Origin of the sequence: Nocardioides daedukensis (assembly GCF_013408415.1) — a bacterium.
In the GTDB taxonomy this organism is placed as follows: domain Bacteria; phylum Actinomycetota; class Actinomycetes; order Propionibacteriales; family Nocardioidaceae; genus Nocardioides; species Nocardioides daedukensis.
On the sequence record NZ_JACCAA010000001.1, the window covers coordinates 3,477,334 to 3,492,456 of the forward strand.

Annotated in this window: 15 protein-coding genes; 14 read left to right on the forward strand and 1 reads right to left on the reverse strand. The window is 69.4% G+C overall.

Translation table 11 applies throughout. The features are described from left to right. Window positions 1-162 precede the first annotated feature (162 nt). From sigE to BJ980_RS16935, 3 genes are read left to right on the forward strand one after another with little or no spacing between them, the layout of a single operon-like run. Window positions 163-765 carry an RNA polymerase sigma factor SigE gene (gene sigE / locus BJ980_RS16925; RefSeq protein ID WP_343047848.1) on the forward strand — a complete coding sequence of 201 codons (603 nt, stop codon included), beginning with the start codon at window positions 163-165 and terminating at the stop codon, window positions 763-765. Next, complete coding sequence (locus BJ980_RS16930; protein WP_179503372.1) at window positions 762-1,322, forward strand: anti-sigma factor; 561 nt, start codon at window positions 762-764, stop codon at window positions 1,320-1,322. The genes sigE and BJ980_RS16930 overlap by 4 nt, the downstream gene beginning before the upstream one ends. Next, window positions 1,319-2,890: a S1C family serine protease gene (locus BJ980_RS16935; RefSeq protein WP_343047849.1), complete on the forward strand. Its 1,572-nt coding sequence runs from the start codon at window positions 1,319-1,321 to the stop codon at window positions 2,888-2,890. The genes BJ980_RS16930 and BJ980_RS16935 overlap by 4 nt, the downstream gene beginning before the upstream one ends. A gap of 40 nt (window positions 2,891-2,930) precedes the next feature. Here the strand turns inward: BJ980_RS16935 and BJ980_RS16940 are convergent, their stop codons facing one another. Next, window positions 2,931-3,365, reverse strand: a complete 435-nt coding sequence (locus tag BJ980_RS16940; RefSeq protein ID WP_179503373.1) for a metallopeptidase family protein — start codon at window positions 3,363-3,365, stop codon at window positions 2,931-2,933. A gap of 49 nt (window positions 3,366-3,414) precedes the next feature. On the opposite strand from BJ980_RS16940, the gene BJ980_RS16945 reads away from it, so the two are divergent. The 11 genes from BJ980_RS16945 to hpf all read left to right on the forward strand — a co-directional run bounded on the left by BJ980_RS16945 (window position 3,415) and on the right by hpf (window position 15,043). Further along, window positions 3,415-3,789 (forward strand): DUF3499 family protein, encoded by a 375-nt coding sequence (locus BJ980_RS16945; RefSeq protein ID WP_179503374.1) that lies wholly within the window; start codon window positions 3,415-3,417, stop codon window positions 3,787-3,789. Between the two features lie 93 nt (window positions 3,790-3,882). Further along, entirely contained in the window at window positions 3,883-5,256 is a 1,374-nt protein-coding gene (locus tag BJ980_RS16950) for a phosphomannomutase/phosphoglucomutase (protein ID WP_179503375.1), read from the forward strand. Beyond that, window positions 5,253-5,432, forward strand: coding sequence for a Trm112 family protein (locus BJ980_RS16955; protein WP_179503376.1), 180 nt, complete (start codon window positions 5,253-5,255; stop codon window positions 5,430-5,432). The genes BJ980_RS16950 and BJ980_RS16955 overlap by 4 nt, the downstream gene beginning before the upstream one ends. Further along, window positions 5,432-6,460: an SIS domain-containing protein gene (locus BJ980_RS16960; protein WP_179503377.1), complete on the forward strand. Its 1,029-nt coding sequence runs from the start codon at window positions 5,432-5,434 to the stop codon at window positions 6,458-6,460. Before BJ980_RS16955 ends, BJ980_RS16960 begins: the two co-directional genes overlap by 1 nt. A 93-nt stretch (window positions 6,461-6,553) precedes the next feature. Beyond that, window positions 6,554-7,573: a DUF808 family protein gene (locus BJ980_RS16965; protein WP_179503378.1), complete on the forward strand. Its 1,020-nt coding sequence runs from the start codon at window positions 6,554-6,556 to the stop codon at window positions 7,571-7,573. A 127-nt stretch (window positions 7,574-7,700) separates the two neighbouring features. After that, window positions 7,701-9,155 carry an adenosylhomocysteinase gene (gene ahcY, locus BJ980_RS16970; protein WP_179503379.1) on the forward strand — a complete coding sequence of 485 codons (1,455 nt, stop codon included), beginning with the start codon at window positions 7,701-7,703 and terminating at the stop codon, window positions 9,153-9,155. Window positions 9,156-9,165: 10 nt separating this feature from the next. Then, window positions 9,166-9,864 carry an MtrAB system response regulator MtrA gene (mtrA, locus tag BJ980_RS16975; protein ID WP_179503380.1) on the forward strand — a complete coding sequence of 233 codons (699 nt, stop codon included), beginning with the start codon at window positions 9,166-9,168 and terminating at the stop codon, window positions 9,862-9,864. 6 nt (window positions 9,865-9,870) lie between these two features. Then, window positions 9,871-11,487, forward strand: coding sequence for an MtrAB system histidine kinase MtrB (gene mtrB / locus BJ980_RS16980; protein ID WP_179503381.1), 1,617 nt, complete (start codon window positions 9,871-9,873; stop codon window positions 11,485-11,487). Beyond that, on the forward strand, window positions 11,484-13,226 hold the full coding sequence (locus BJ980_RS16985) for an LpqB family beta-propeller domain-containing protein (protein WP_179503382.1): 1,743 nt from the start codon (window positions 11,484-11,486) through the stop codon (window positions 13,224-13,226). The genes mtrB and BJ980_RS16985 overlap by 4 nt, the downstream gene beginning before the upstream one ends. A gap of 67 nt (window positions 13,227-13,293) precedes the next feature. After that, the gene (locus BJ980_RS16990; RefSeq protein ID WP_179503383.1) at window positions 13,294-14,064 is read left to right on the forward strand and encodes a phosphoribosyltransferase family protein; all 771 of its coding nucleotides are present in this window, start codon (window positions 13,294-13,296) and stop codon (window positions 14,062-14,064) included. Window positions 14,065-14,422: 358 nt separating this feature from the next. Further along, on the forward strand, window positions 14,423-15,043 hold the full coding sequence (hpf, locus tag BJ980_RS16995; protein WP_179503384.1) for a ribosome hibernation-promoting factor, HPF/YfiA family: 621 nt from the start codon (window positions 14,423-14,425) through the stop codon (window positions 15,041-15,043). The last annotated feature ends 80 nt before the right edge of the window (window positions 15,044-15,123 follow it).

Here is a 15,123-nt window from a genome sequence, read left to right on the forward strand (position 1 = left end):
TTGCACCTGCGGGTGGGACCCTGAAGAGTGTGCCCCCAAGAGTGGGTCCAGCGAGTGACAGGCTCAAAGCAAGTCCCTGTTGATTGCTCAGGTTCTTCTCAGTCGTGATCCCTAGCGTAGGAGTTGTCAGGTTTGAGGCTGGTTCGTGCAAAGGAGATCGCCGTGACCGAGTCGCAGGTGTCACCGGGAGTGCCGACGTGGGACGAGATCGTCTCGCAGCACTCCGAGCGCGTCTACCGCCTCGCCTACCGGCTGACCGGCAATCGCGCCGACGCCGAGGACCTCACCCAGGACGTCTTCGTCCGGGTCTTCCGTTCGCTGTCCGGCTACAGCCCCGGCACGTTCGAGGGATGGCTGCACCGGATCACCACGAACCTGTTCCTCGACGGGGCGCGGCGCAAGCAGCGGATCCGCTTCGACGCGCTCTCCGACGAACGTGCCGACCGGCTCCGGGCCGAGGGCGGCATCCCGCACGACGAATATTCCGACCAGAGGTTCGACGACGACATCGAGCAGGCGCTGGCCCAGCTGCCGCCGGACTTCCGCGCGGCGGTCGTGCTCTGTGACGTCGAGGGACTTTCCTACGACGAGATCGCCGAGATCCTGGGCGCCAAGCTGGGCACGGTCCGCTCCCGCATCCACCGCGGCCGGACGATGCTCCGCGAGGCCCTTGCCCACCGCGCACCCTCGGCCGGTCGCGAACGCTACAGCGGGCCCGGGGTCGCCACCCGGTTCGCCACCTCGACCCGGGGAGGGCGTCGATGATCGGCCCGGTGATCGGTCATGTCGGTAGCCGGGTCGGTGCCCTGGTTGACGGGCAGCTGCCCGCCGCCGAGGCCGAGAGGCTCTGGGCACACGTGGTCAGTTGTGGTCAGTGCCGCGACGCGGTCGAGCGGGAGGGCTGGGTGAAGACCCGGCTCGCCGGTCTCCGCAGTGACGGGTGCCAACCCGCGGCTCCCAACTATCTGCAGGCCGTCCTCTGCCAGCCCCCGAGCGGACCTGAAGACCGGGAGACGACGTACGCCGATCCTGCCGGTCGACGTCGAGCGGTCACCGTGGCATTCCTCGGTGCCAGCTCCGTCGGCGTTGCCGTGGTCGGTGTCCTCGCACTCACCGTTCCGGCCCAGTCGCCGTCCCTGGACCGGCGTGGTCCGGCGACCTCCATCTCGCGAGTCACCGAGGGCCCGGCCAGCGCCGTACCGGTCACCGCAACCGGTGGCTCGGTGAGCGCGACCCAGTCCAGTGCGCAGTCCAATGCAACCGCGCAGCCCGGTGCGTCCAAGACCGAGTTGCTTCCCGAATGGGTGAGGATCACCAAGTGAACGACAACCACACGCCGGAGCACGAGGACCGCGACGACGCCGAGGTGACGGCTGCGCTCCCGATCGACGACCGGGAGGACACCCTCTCCCTGGACCGCGACGAGCTGGAGCAGTCCGGAGCCTCGCCGGAGGACCCCCGCGAGGGGCCGCAGACCTACGCGCCTCCTGCGCCCGGTGCCGTTCCGGCCGGCCGACCCGCTCCGGGCTACGCCGGTCCCAGCTCCTACGCGCCGCACAACGGTCCTTCGACCCACGCTCCGGGGCAGCAGCAGTCAGCTCAAGCCGGGCAGCCCGGACAGTTCGCTCAGCCGGGGCCCAGCACCGGGCTGCCGCCCACGCAGCGCCCCGACGCTGGCCAGCACCAGGGCATGGGCGGCTACGGACCTGCCGGCGGCTACGGCCCGGGCAACACCGCGGTCCTCGCCCCCCAGCATGCCCAGGGCCCGGGGCAGCCACCGGCGACCAGGACCCGGGACACCAAGGTGCTGCCCGGCTGGTTCTGGCCGGTGCTCTGCGCAATGACCCTGGTCCTCGGCCTGATGGGTGGCGCACTCGGCGCCCTGGTGATCGACAAGACCAATGACCCGACCACGTCCGGTCGCACCAACGGCGGCCTGGCCGACGTCACCACGGTCACCGATGCGCCACTTCCCAAGGACGGCAGCGTCGCGGCGGTGGCCAAGAGCTTGCTGCCCAGCACCGTCCAGATCATTGCCGAGTCTAGCGGCGAAGGCGCCACCGGCTCCGGCTTCTTCCTGGACAAGGAAGGTCACGTGGTCACCAACAACCACGTGGTCGCCAGTGCAGCCGACGGCGGCAAGATCCAGATCGTCGACCACAAGCGCAAGCGTCACGACGCCACCGTGGTCGGCCGCAGCCCGGTCTATGACCTGGCGATCCTCTACGTGGAGGGTCTCGAGGACGTCACCCCCGCGTCCCTGGGCACCTCGGCCGACCTCAACGTCGGTGAGACGGTGGTCGCCATCGGTTCACCGCTGGGCCTCGACAGCACGGTCACGTCCGGCATCGTCAGCGCGTTGAACCGCCCGGTCACCACCGGGAACAGCCAGGACGACCAGTCCTACATCAATGCAGTCCAGACCGACGCCGCGATCAACCCCGGCAACTCCGGTGGACCGCTGGTCGACCTCGAGGGCAGGGTGATCGGCGTCAACTCCGCCATCGCCACCACCGGCGGAGGCCTGGGTGGGGAGTCCGGCAACATCGGCGTCGGCTTCGCGATCCCGATCGAGCAGGTGATTACCACCGCCGACCAGATCCTCAAGAACGGCAAGGCGCAGTACCCCGTCATCGGCGCCCAGGTCCAGAGCGACAAGGACGGTCGCGGAGCCAAGATCGCCGAGGTCATGAAGGGCCAGCCCGCCGAGGAAGCCGGTCTGAAGAAGAACGACATCGTCACCGCACTCGATGGCCGTGCCGTCACCGACAGCCCCAGCCTGATCGTCGCGATCCGCGCCCACGTCCCGGGCGACACGGTCACCTTGACCGTCGATCGTGGTGGCAAGGAGATGGAGCTCAAGGTCGAGCTGGAGGGCCAGGTCGGCTGAGCGGGCGAGCCCCCGCAGCAGCACACCCAGCCAGCAGGACTCACTCCTCGGCCCGGTAGCGCGGATCCACCTGTTCCGCGTCCAGGCCGAGGAGTTCTGCGATCTGCTCGACGACGATCATCAGCACCATCGCCTCCAGCTCCTCACGCGAACCGCACCGCTGCTCGATCGGCCGGCGGAAGAGCACCAGCCGAGAGGCCTGGCCGCCCGTGCCCCGGATCAGGGACGAGAGCGGAACGTTGTCCGGCGCCCAGTCGTCCGGGACCAGGGGAGTGTCCTCGACGGCATACTCCAGCAGCCCAAGGTGCCTCTCCCAGCGCGTCTCGATCTCGGTGACGATGCCGAGCACCAGCGAGTCGAACCGCTCCCGGCGAGTCGGCCGGGGCCGGGCTCGGAGTCCACCCGGGGTCTTGGCTGGCAGGATCTGCGGACCGCGCAGTCCGTGGTCGCGACGATCGCGCCTCGAGAGGCTCATGCGGTGAGCCTAATCCGCAGCCGGGCACTACCGGGGTAGCGTCTGCCCCGTGAATCCCGCACGTCGTTGCTCGCGTACCGCATGTGGCCGCCAGGCGGTCAACACGCTGACCTATGTGTACGCCGACAAGACGGCGGTCCTCGGCCCGCTCGCGACCTATGCCGAGCCGCACGCCTACGACCTGTGCGAGCAGCACAGCGAACGACTCAGCGCCCCGCGTGGCTGGGACGTGCTGCGTCTCGCCGCCGACCCGAGCACGCTGGAGCCGAGCAGCGACGACCTGCTGGCACTGGCCGACGCCGTCCGGGAGGCCGCACGTCCGATCGCGCCGGCGATCGAGCCCGAGGCGCCAGCCGGCCTTGCCGCCGAGTCCGGCCGGGTCACCACCCGTCGCGGTCACCTGCGCGCGATCAGCAGCGACTGACCAGCAGCGACTGATCAACGCCTCGCGGTGAGACCTCTGGTCCTGACGAGCCCTTGGCGTGTCGCTGGACCCGCCTGCGGCTAGGCTCCTGCCATGCCCGATGCAACGACGCTCGACCAGGCCAACCTGCAGGCCATCTTCAAGGCGTACGACGTGCGTGGCACCGTCGGCGACCAGATCGACGAGCTCCTCGCACGTCGCATCGGTGGTGCCTTCGTCGCCGTCACCGGCGCTTCCTCCGTGGTGGTCGGATACGACATGCGGCCGTCCTCCCCGGGCCTTGCCCAGGCCTTCGCCCAGGGCGCGACCCAGGCCGGTGCCGACGTCGTGATGATCGGCCTCGCCTCCACCGACCAGCTCTACTTCGCCTCCGGTCACCTCGACCAGGCCGGCGTGATGTTCACCGCCAGCCACAACCCCGCGGCGTACAACGGGATCAAGATGTGCCGCCCCGGCGCGCGCCCGATCGGCGCCGAGACCGGCCTGCTCGAGATCCGCGACGCAGTCTCCACCGAGGTCGTCGGCGAGCGGACCGGCCAGATCACCGAGCAGGACGTGCTCGCCGACTACGCCGCCCACCTGCTCTCCCTGGCCCCGATCAAGGGCCGCCGGCTCAAGGTCGTTGCCGACGCCGGCAACGGGATGGCCGGACTCACCGCGCCGGCCGTCTTCGAGAAGCTCGGCGACGCGGCCGAGCTGATCGAGATGTACTTCGAGCTCGACGGCACCTTCCCGAACCACGAGGCCAACCCGATCGAGCCGGCCAACCTGGTGGACCTGCAGGCGAGGGTGCTGGCAGAGCAGGCCGACATCGGCCTCGCCTTCGACGGCGACGCCGACCGCTGCTTCCTGGTCGACGAACGGGGCGAGCTGGTCTCGCCCTCCACCCTGACCGGCCTGATCGCGGCCCGCGAGCTGGCCCGTGAGCCGGGGGCGACGATCATCCACAACCTGATCACCTCGCGATCCGTCCCGCAGATCGTCACCGAGCTCGGTGGCACCCCGGTGCGCACCCGCGTGGGTCACTCGTTCATCAAGGCGACCATGGCCGAGACCGACGCCATCTTCGGCGGCGAGCACAGTGGGCACTTCTACTTCCGTGACTTCTGGCGCGCCGACTCCGGGATGCTGGCGGCCCTGCACGCGCTGGCCGCGCTGGCCGAGGGCGATCAACCACTCTCCGAGCTGCTGGCCGAGTTCGTCCGGTTCTCCTCCTCGGGCGAGATCAACTCCACCGTCGCCGACCAGGAGTCCGTGGTGGGTGAGCTCGAGACGGAGTGGTCGGCCACCCCGGGCGTGAGCATCGACCACCTCGACGGCCTCACCGTCGCGCACGATGACTGGTGGTTCAATGTCCGTGCCTCCAACACCGAGCCGCTGCTGCGCCTCAACGCCGAGGGTCGCGACGAGGCCACCATGACCCGCATCCGAGACGACGTACTCACCGTGATCAGGAGAGACCAGTGACCGATCCAGCCGTCAACCTCGACCCGAAGCTGCTCGAGATCATCGTCTGCCCCGACTGCCACGGGGACCTGTCCCTGCAGGGAGCCGAGCTGGTCTGCGCCGGTTGCGGACTGGCCTACCCGGTCCGGGACAACATCCCGGTCCTGCTGGTCGACGAGGCCCGCACCCCGGCCTGATGGGCACCTGGTTCGACGAGTCCCGCCTCGACGACGAGTCGGCACTGGCCGGCATCGACCTGATGCTGCGCGCCCTGGCCGAGTCCGGGTCCAGGGTCCGTAGGGCCTCGGGCGATGCCGCCGAGGCGGTCGAGGCCGGGCTGGAGCGGATGCAGAACACCCGCCCGCGCGCGGTCATCGCCGCAGGTCCGGACTCCCGTCTGCTGCGTGCCGTGCTCGAACCGTGGTGCCCGGTGCCGTTCGTGGCGTGGCCCGGAGCCGCCCTGCCCGGCTGGGCGGGAAGCCTCGACCTGGTCGTGATCCTGGCGCCCGAACGCTCCGACCCCGCCGCCGCGTCCGCCGTGGCCGAGGCCGTACGCCGCGGCTGCCACGTGGTCGTCGCCTGCCAGCCCGACTCGATGGTGGCCCAGCACGCCGCGGGTCGGTGGAGCACGGTCCTGCCGATCGACTCGGGGGACCAGCTGGCGACCGCCGTGGTGATGCTCGACTACCTGAACCGGGCCGGACTCGGACCGGCCTCCGACGCGGAGGAGGTCGCCGGCGACATGGACGCGGTGGCGATCGCCAGCTCGCCGCACCGGGACCTGGCCGTCAACCCGGCCAAGATGCTGGCCATCTCGCTAGCTGATGCCAACCCGATCGTGTGGGGCGGTTCCGTGCTGGCCGCCCGCGCGGCCAGGCGGGTGGCCGAGTCGATCCGGCGCGCCTCCGGGCGTGGAGCCCTCGCCGGCGACGCCGAACACCTGCTCCCGGTGATCGAGGCCACCCGGCCCCGCGACGTCTTCGACGACCCGTTCTCCGACGAGCCCGGTGACCTCCGGCCGGTGCTGGTGATCCTCGACGACGGCGCCGACGAACCGGTCGCCCACGAGCAGCGCGAACGGCTGGTCGCAGCAGCCGAGAGCCGCGGGGTGCGCGTGGAGACCGTGGAGACCGACGCCAGCAACGAGGTGGGCCGCTACGCCTCGCTGCTGCTCACCGGCAGCTATGCGGCGGCCTACCTCCAGCTCGGCCTGGTCGAGGACTAGCCAGCGAACCGGCTGCCCGCACGGTCGTGCCACGGCACGGGCTTGGGCGCAATGCCCTAATCTTTCACCCGTGACTTCAGCGGAGAACGCCCAGTGAGCGGCGGCCTGTTCGCCCTGCTCGACGACGTCGCCGTCCTGGCCCGCCTGGCGGCGGCCTCGATCGACGACGTGGGGGCCGCTGCCGGCCGGGCCAGCGCCAAGGCCGCGGGCGTGGTCATCGACGACACCGCGGTGACCCCGCAATATGTCTCTGGCCTCGCTGCCGAGCGCGAGCTCCCGATCATCAAGCGGATCGCGATCGGCTCGATCCGCAACAAGCTGATCTTCATCCTCCCGGCGGCACTGCTGCTCAGCCAGTTCCTGCCCTGGTTGCTCACCCCGATCCTGATGATGGGCGGCACCTACCTCTGCTACGAGGGCGCCGAGAAGATCATCGAGAAGTTCTTCGGCGGTCACGAAGAGTCCGAGCAGCTGGCGACCGAGATCAGTCCCGAGCAGGAGAAGACGATGATCTCCGGTGCCATCCGCACCGACCTGATCCTCTCCGCCGAGATCATGGTGATCGCGCTCAACGAGGTCACCGACCAGCCCTTCGTGGCTCGCGCAGCGATCCTCGTCGTGGTTGCCCTCGGCATCACCGCGCTGGTCTACGGCGTGGTGGCTGCGATCGTGAAGATGGACGACATCGGGATCCGACTGACCCGCACCCGCTCCGGGCTGGTGCAGAAGGTCGGTCATGGGATGGTCCGCGGGATGCCCGGGCTGCTCGCCCTGATCGGAGCCGTCGGCACCGTGGCGATGCTCTGGGTCGGTGGGCACATCCTGCTGGTCGGAGTCGACGACCTCGGCTGGCACTCGCCGTACGAGTTCGTGCACCACCTCGAGGAGCAGGTCCACGACGCCACGGGTGCCTTGGGTGCCGTGCTGGGTTGGCTGACGAACACGGCTGCCTCGGCCGTGATCGGACTGGTCGTCGGCGGCATCGTGGCCGGGATCATGCACTTCCTGCCCTTCGGGCACGGCAATGCGGCCGAGGGGGAGCACGGTACCAAGGCCGAGGGGCAGACCGGCGAGACCAGCAGTGACGTCGATGGGCAGCACGGAACCCACTGACAAGGCGTGAGCCGGAGATTCCACCGCGATGCGCCCGCGCTTGTAGGCTGGGTCCAGTCCGCGCGGGAGATCCCGAATAGATGCAGATGCAGCCGCGGATCCAGTCGAACACGTTGAGGACTCTTCGATGGACTACAAGGTCGCAGACCTGACCCTGGCCGAATACGGACGCAAGGAGCTCAGCCTCGCCGAGCACGAGATGCCCGGACTGATGGCGCTCCGCGAGCGTTATGCCGACTCACAGCCCCTGGCCGGCGCGCGCATCGCCGGCTCGCTGCACATGACCATCCAGACCGGCGTGCTCATCGAGACGCTCGTCGCCCTCGGCGCCGACGTGCGCTGGGCATCCTGCAACATCTTCTCCACCCAGGACCACGCCGCCGCGGCGATCGTCGTGGGCGACGGCACCGTCGAGAACCCGACCGGCATCCCGGTCTTCGCCTGGAAGGGCGAGACCCTGGGCGAGTACTGGGACCTCGCCGAGAACGTCTTCGACTTCACCGACGCGGACGGCAACGCCGTCGGCCCGAACATCCTCCTCGACGACGGTGGCGACATCACGCTGCTCGTGCACAAGGGTGTCGAGTTCGAGAAGGCCGGAGCCGTGCCTGGCCAGGACACCACGGACAACGAGGAGTACAAGGAGGTCCTGCGCGTCCTGGACCGTTCGCTGAAGAACAACCCGTCGCGCTGGACCAACATCGCCAACGACATCAAGGGCGTCTCCGAGGAGACCACCACCGGTGTGCTGCGCCTCTACGACCGCTTCAAGGAGGGCTCGCTCCTCTTCCCGGCGATCAACGTCAACGACTCGGTCACCAAGTCCAAGTTCGACAACAAGTACGGGTGCCGCCACTCGCTGATCGACGGCATCAACCGTGGCACCGACGTGATGATCGGCGGCAAGGTCGCCGTCGTGTGCGGCTACGGCGACGTCGGCAAGGGCTCGGCCGAGTCCCTGCGCGGCCAGGGTGCTCGAGTCATCATCACCGAGATCGACCCGATCTGCGCGCTCCAGGCAGCCATGGACGGCTTCGAGGTCCGCCGCCTGGACTCGGTCGTCGAGACGGCCGACATCTTCATCACCACGACCGGCAACTTCAACATCATCACGGTCGAGCACTTCAAGAAGATGAAGAACCAGGCGATCGTCGGCAACATCGGTCACTTCGACAACGAGATCGACATGGCCGGCCTCTCGAAGATCGACGGCATCGTCAAGGACGAGATCAAGCCCCAGGTCCACCAGTGGCTCTTCCCGGCCGCCGACGGCCGCGAGGCCAAGAAGATCATCGTCCTCAGCGAGGGTCGCCTGCTGAACCTCGGCAACGCGACCGGCCACCCGTCGTTCGTGATGTCGAACTCGTTCACCAACCAGGTGCTGGCCCAGATCGAGCTCTACACGAAGACCAGCGAATACCCGGTCGGCGTCTACGTGCTGCCCAAGCACCTGGACGAGGAAGTTGCGCGCCTCCACCTGGACGCCCTCGGCGTCGAGCTCACCGAGCTCAGCCAGGAGCAGGCCGACTATCTCGGCGTCCCGGTGGAAGGCCCCTACAAGGCCGACCACTACCGCTACTGAGCGGACCGGGATGAACGCATCAGGCGATTTCGGCAAGGGGCGCGTACTCGTCGTCGACGACGACGCGTCGCTTGCCGAGATGCTCAGCATCGTGCTGAGGCAGGAGGGCTTCGACGCCCGCATCTGCACCCGGGGCGACACGGCGCTCAGCGAGTTCCGTGACTACCGCCCCGACGTGGTGCTGCTCGACCTGATGCTCCCCGGCAAGGACGGCATCGACGTCTGCAAGCAGATCCGGGCCGAGTCCGGCGTCCCCATCGTGATGCTCACCGCCAAGGGTGACACCGTCGATGTGGTCGTCGGGCTCGAGTCCGGCGCGGACGACTATGTCGTCAAGCCGTTCAAGCCCAAGGAGCTGATCGCCCGGATCCGGGCCAGGGTCCGTCGGGCCGAGGCTCCCGGCGCGGAAGGGCTCACCATCGGTGACCTGACCATCGACGTCACCGGGCACGCCGTGTTCCGGGCCGACAAGCCGATCAACCTGACCCCCCTCGAGTTCGACCTCCTGGTCTGCCTGGCCCGCAAGCCGTGGCAGGTCTTCACCCGCGAGGTCCTCCTGGAACAGGTGTGGGGCTATCGGCACGCGGCTGACACCCGGCTGGTCAACGTGCACGTCCAGCGACTCCGGTCCAAGGTCGAGCACGACCCGGAGAACCCGGAGATCGTCGTCACCGTCCGCGGTGTGGGGTACAAAGCCGGAACCAGCTAGCCGGCCATGCGCTTCGGTCGGATCGCGGGCGCGATCACCAGGGGACTGACGTTCTGGCGGCGATCGATCCAGGCCAGGGTCGTGATGAGCACGATGCTGCTCTCCGCCCTGGTGGTCACCGTCGTCGGCTGGTTCCTGCTCCAGCAGACCCGCGACGGGCTCGTCGACGCACGCGTCGACCGGGTGCTGGCCGAGGCCGCCAACGAGACCGAGGACGCGCGCGCCCGCCTCGCCGCGGTGCCCGGGGCCGACGACGAGGCCAGCCTGCAGCTGCGGCAGCTGATCGAGCCGATCATCGCCCGCGGCGCCTCACGCGGCTTCGAGGTGGTGGTCAACGGGCCGCTCGGCGACGAGCCGACCGTCCTGGCCGCGAGCGGTCCACGTTATTCGCCGGGTCTCGACCTGGACAGCGTCCCGGACGAGCTGATCGACCAGCTCGACGAGGGGGAGAGCAGCGCCTGGACCTTCACCGAGGTCAGCTATCTCGCCGAGTCCGGGCGTGAGTCGATCGCCGGAGTGGTGGTCGGTGCCCGGATCCAGCTCCCGGCTGACGGCCGCTACTACACGATCTACTACCTCTACCCGATGCAGCAGGAGCAGGAGACGCTCGCCCTCGTCTCGCGCGCCCTGCTCACTGCTGGCGCTTTCCTGCTCGTCCTGGTCGGTGCGATGACCTGGTTGGTCGCCCGCCAGGTGGTCAACCCGGTGCGAATGGCACGGCGTACGGCCGAGCGGCTCGCCGCCGGTCACCTCGAGGAGCGGATGCGCGTCCACGGTGACGACGACATCGCGCGCCTGGCCACGTCGTTCAACCAGATGGCCTCCAGCCTCCAGCGCCAGATCCGTCAGCTCGAGGAGCTCAGTCGGGTGCAGCGCAGGTTCACCTCCGACGTCTCGCACGAGCTCCGTACGCCGCTGACCACCGTGCGGATGGCCGGTGACGTGCTGCACGACGCCAGGGCCGAGTTCGACCCGGTCACCGCACGTGCGGCCGAGCTCCTGCAGACCGAGCTGGACCGCTTCGAGGGCCTGCTCAGCGACCTGCTGGAGATCAGTCGCTTCGATGCGGGAGCAGCGGTCCTCGACCTCGACGACGTCAACCTGGTCGATGTGGCCCACCGGGTGGTGGACATGACCCGGGCGCTGGCCAAGCAGCGCGACACCACCGTGGTCGTCGAGCCACTCACCGAGCCCGTCCTGGCCGAGGCCGACGGGCGTCGGCTCGAGCGGATCGTGCGCAACCTGGTCAGCAACGCGATCGACCATGCCGAGGGCCGTGGCATCGTGATCTATGTGAACGGCGACGACCACTCCGCCGCCATTGCGGTCCGCGACCACGGCATCGGTCTCGAACCGGGTGAGGCGTCCTTGGTCTTCAACCGGTTCTGGCGCTCGGACCCCGCGCGCGCCCGCACCAGCGGCGGCACCGGCCTCGGACTCTCCATCTCGCTCGAGGACACCCACCTGCACGGCGGCTGGCTCCAGGCCTGGGGCGAGTCGGGCGCCGGCTCGCAGTTCCGGCTGACCCTTCCTCGCCGCGCCGGCGGAGTGTTGCGCCAGAGCCCACTTCCGCTCGTCCCGACGGATGCCGTCCCGTCCCGAGTCGTGGTGGAGGACGCATGATCCGGCGAATCGGGCTGCTGGTCACGGGGCTGCTCTGCGTCCTGCTCAGCGCCGCCTGCGTCTCACTGCCCGAGGACGGCTCGATCCGTGCCGGCAGCGCGACCGCGACCGGCTCGACGGACGCGGGCTTCCCCTATGACCCGCGACCGCCCCAACCGGGCGAGACCCCGATCGAGATAGTCAGGCACTTCCTCGACGCGATGCTGGCCACCCCGACCTCGACGGTCGTCGCGAAGCAGTTCCTCTCCACCACGGCCCGGGCCGAGTGGCGTCCCGAGCGGCAGATGATCACCTATCAGGACTTCGAGACCCCGGAGGGTGACGACGAGGTGACCCTGGCCCTCACCAACGCCCATCACCTCGACGCAGGTGGGCGCTGGCGCGGCGCGCTGCCGGAACAGGCCAGCACCATCCGGTTCACGATGACCACCGAGGGTGGGGAGTGGCGGATCGGTGACCTCCCGGACGCGACGATCGTCTCGGACGAGTTCTTCGCCTCGCGCTACCAGCAGGTCTCGCTGCACTTCTTCGACCCGACCGGGAAGATCCTGGTCCCGGAGCCGGCCTTCGTGCCGCGCGGCGGTCAGCTGGCCAGTGCCCTGGTCCGCGGGTTGCTGCAGGGGACCGATCCGCGGTTGCGCGACGTTGCGGAGTCCTTCATCCCCGAGGGGATGTCGCTGGACCTGTCGGTGCCGGTGTCGGCCGACGGGATCGCGACGATCTCGCTGCGCGGTGACGACGGCGCTCTGGACGCAGACGCAGTGGAACAGATGGCGATCCAGTTCGCCTGGACGCTCCGCCAGGACCCGGCGGTACGTCGACTGCGCATCCTGATCAACGACACCCCGGTCGCCCTCGAGGACGCGCCCACGGTCTTCGACGTCGACATCGGAGCCGACCACGACCCGGCAGAGGCCTATGCGTGGCCCGATCCCTTCGCCCTGCGCAACGGGCGACTGGTCTCGGTCGCCGGGGAGGTCGAGGGCCGCACCGACGGTCCGTTCGGAGCCAGCACCCTCGGCCTGCGCTCGGTCGCGGTCGACCTCGAGGGTACTCGTGCGGTCGCCGTGAGCACGGACGGCAGGTCCCTGTTGGAGGCTCCCGTGGAGCGGACCGAGGGGGAGGGCGCACGGACCCTGGTCTCCGGCGCGACGGACCTGCTGCCCCCGGCCTGGGACCACGCCGACCGGATCTGGTTGGTCGACCGGAGCGCGGGCGGTGCCCGGGTGTCGGTGGTCATCGACGGCACGAACACCCCGGTGCGGGTGCCCGGCATCTCCGGTGCCGACGTCTCCTCCTACATCGTCTCGCGGGACGGCAGCCGACTGGCCGCAGTGGTCTCCACCCCCACCGGGGACGTGGTGATGCTCAGCCGTCTCGCCGGCGCCGGCGAACGGCCGCGGGCGACGGCGGCGGTCCGGATCTCTCCGGACACGCCCGAACCGGTGCGCATCAACGACATCGCCTGGCAGTCCCCGACCAGGATCCTGGCCGTGGTGCCGGTGGCCCGGGGGATCTCGCAGGTGAGCTCGTTCCCCGTCGACGGCTCACCGGCGACCTCCGGGGTACGTCGTGCCGAGGGCGTGGTCCGCCAGGACATCGTCGAGCTGGTCGCCTCGCCAGTGGCCGACACCGATGTCTGGGGCGTGGCCGCCAACGGCAGGGTCCATGACCTCCGCGGTGAGCGGGGCGCCGCGCTGCCCGAGCCCGGCCTGGTCTCGCTCGGCTACGTGGGCTGAGCCCGCTTCTCCACAGGTTGGCCCCGGGGCCTTGTGCCGGCGTCGCGCACCGGGTCGCATTGGTCGGGTGCTTGACTCCCTGATCGACTCCCTGATCGACTTGGTGACCGGCTCCGCATGTGCCGGGTGCTCACGGCCCGGGGTGCTGCTGTGCCGGGACTGCGAGGCCGCACTGCAGGGTCATGTCGCGCGCACGCCACCGTCCCCGTGCCCACCGGGACTGCGTGATCCGTGGTCGGCGGGGGAGTATGCCGACGTGTTGCGCACGCTGTTGCTGGGGCACAAGGAGGAGCATCAGTTCGGGCTGCGCAGGCCCTTGGGCCACCTCCTCGCAGCGGCCACCGCCGGCCTGCTGCAGGCGACCGGCACACCTGCCGGACAACAGGTGCTGCTGGTCCCGGTGCCGTCACAACCCGCGACCGTCCGTGCCCGTGGCCACGATGCGACCCGGGTGCTGGCCCGGGTCGCGGCCAGGCAGCTCCGTGGCCGCGGATATGCAGCCGAGCCGGCCCACCTGCTGCGGGTGGGTCGGGTGCGCGACCAGGCCGGTCTGGACTCGAGGCAGAGACATGCCAACCTGACCGGTTCGATGTCGTGCCGTCCCGCGGCCCGGGCCGCGTTGTCGGCCCGTGGCGTACGGGCGTGGACGGTGGTGGTCGACGACGTGCTCACCACCGGTGCGACCGCCCGAGAGGCCCAGCGAGCACTGGAGTCGGCAGGGGTGCCGGTGCTCGGCATCGCCACCGTGGCCGCCACCCGCAAGCGTTTCGTCGAGGAGCGAGGAACTCGTGGCGAACTTTCAGCTCTTCCGCTGGTCTTAACCTCGCCGACCGACTAGCGTCTCGTTATGGAGTCCGTTCGGGTCCGTGGTTGCGTCGTCAGGACGCTCAGCGCGTCGTGGCGGCAAGCCGATGCCAGTCGCAGGCAAAGCGGTCCACGTAAGTCCTCCCGGGCACTCGCCCGGTGCGGACGATCACGGTGCGGCTTAGAGATAAGTCCTGCCCCGTCCCCGTCGTCAGATGCGACGGACCGGCGGGAGAGGGTGGGTAGTGGCATCAAGCTGCGAGAGCCCCAGCAGGCGATTGTGGGGTCGAAGACCAGGTCGGCCGGACGGACTCCATTCCACACCGTCGCACCACCCTCCCGGGTGGCGCTTCGGCATGCTCGCTGAACCCAATGAAAAACGGGAGGTCAACATGGATGTTGTCGTGAACGCCCGCCACTGTGAGGTGTCGGACCGTTTCCGTAGTCATGTCGAGGAGAAGCTCGCCAAGCTCGAGAAGCACGACCACCGCATCATGCGCGTGCTCGTCGAGGTCGAGAAGGAGCGGAATCCGCGTCAGCACGACCGGGCGGTCCGGGTCGAGCTGACCGCGCTGTCCAAGGGCCCGGTGATCCGCGCCGAGGCCGCCGCAGACGACAAGATGGGTGCGCTCGACCTCGCGCTGGACAAGATGGCCTCGCAGATGCGCAAGGCCGCAGACCGTCGGCGCGTGCACCGCGGCCGGCACACTCCCGTTTCTGTCGGTGAGGCGATGGCCGATGCCGATCCGACCCTGGTCACCGACTCGAGCGACGACGAGGAGATCACCGAGCGCCAGGTCGGACCGATCTCGGTGACCGGCGACGGACCGCTCGTGGTCCGCGAGAAGTCCCACGGGGCCACTCCGATGACCCTCGACCAGGCCCTCTACGAGATGGAGCTGGTGGGCCACGACTTCTACCTCTTCGTCGACAAGGAGAGCGAACGCCCCTCGGTCGTCTACCGCCGCCGTGGCTATGACTACGGCGTCATCTCGCTGGAAATGACCACCTGACTGACCCGTTCGTGTGATGGACATGTGGTCCGGCCGGGCGCTTGGAGCAACTCCAAGTGGCCCGGTCGTGCCATGATGAC

Coding starts and splice junctions, on each gene's coding strand:
- BJ980_RS16930 (WP_179503372.1), top strand. CDS start 762: ATGATCGGCCCGGTGATCGGTCATGTCGGTAGCCGGGTCGGTGCCCTG.
- BJ980_RS16940 (WP_179503373.1), bottom strand. CDS start 3,365: ATGAGCCTCTCGAGGCGCGATCGTCGCGACCACGGACTGCGCGGTCCG.
- BJ980_RS16950 (WP_179503375.1), top strand. CDS start 3,883: ATGCCCGATGCAACGACGCTCGACCAGGCCAACCTGCAGGCCATCTTC.
- BJ980_RS16960 (WP_179503377.1), top strand. CDS start 5,432: ATGGGCACCTGGTTCGACGAGTCCCGCCTCGACGACGAGTCGGCACTG.
- ahcY (WP_179503379.1), top strand. CDS start 7,701: ATGGACTACAAGGTCGCAGACCTGACCCTGGCCGAATACGGACGCAAG.
- mtrA (WP_179503380.1), top strand. CDS start 9,166: ATGAACGCATCAGGCGATTTCGGCAAGGGGCGCGTACTCGTCGTCGAC.
- mtrB (WP_179503381.1), top strand. CDS start 9,871: ATGCGCTTCGGTCGGATCGCGGGCGCGATCACCAGGGGACTGACGTTC.
- BJ980_RS16985 (WP_179503382.1), top strand. CDS start 11,484: ATGATCCGGCGAATCGGGCTGCTGGTCACGGGGCTGCTCTGCGTCCTG.
- hpf (WP_179503384.1), top strand. CDS start 14,423: ATGGATGTTGTCGTGAACGCCCGCCACTGTGAGGTGTCGGACCGTTTC.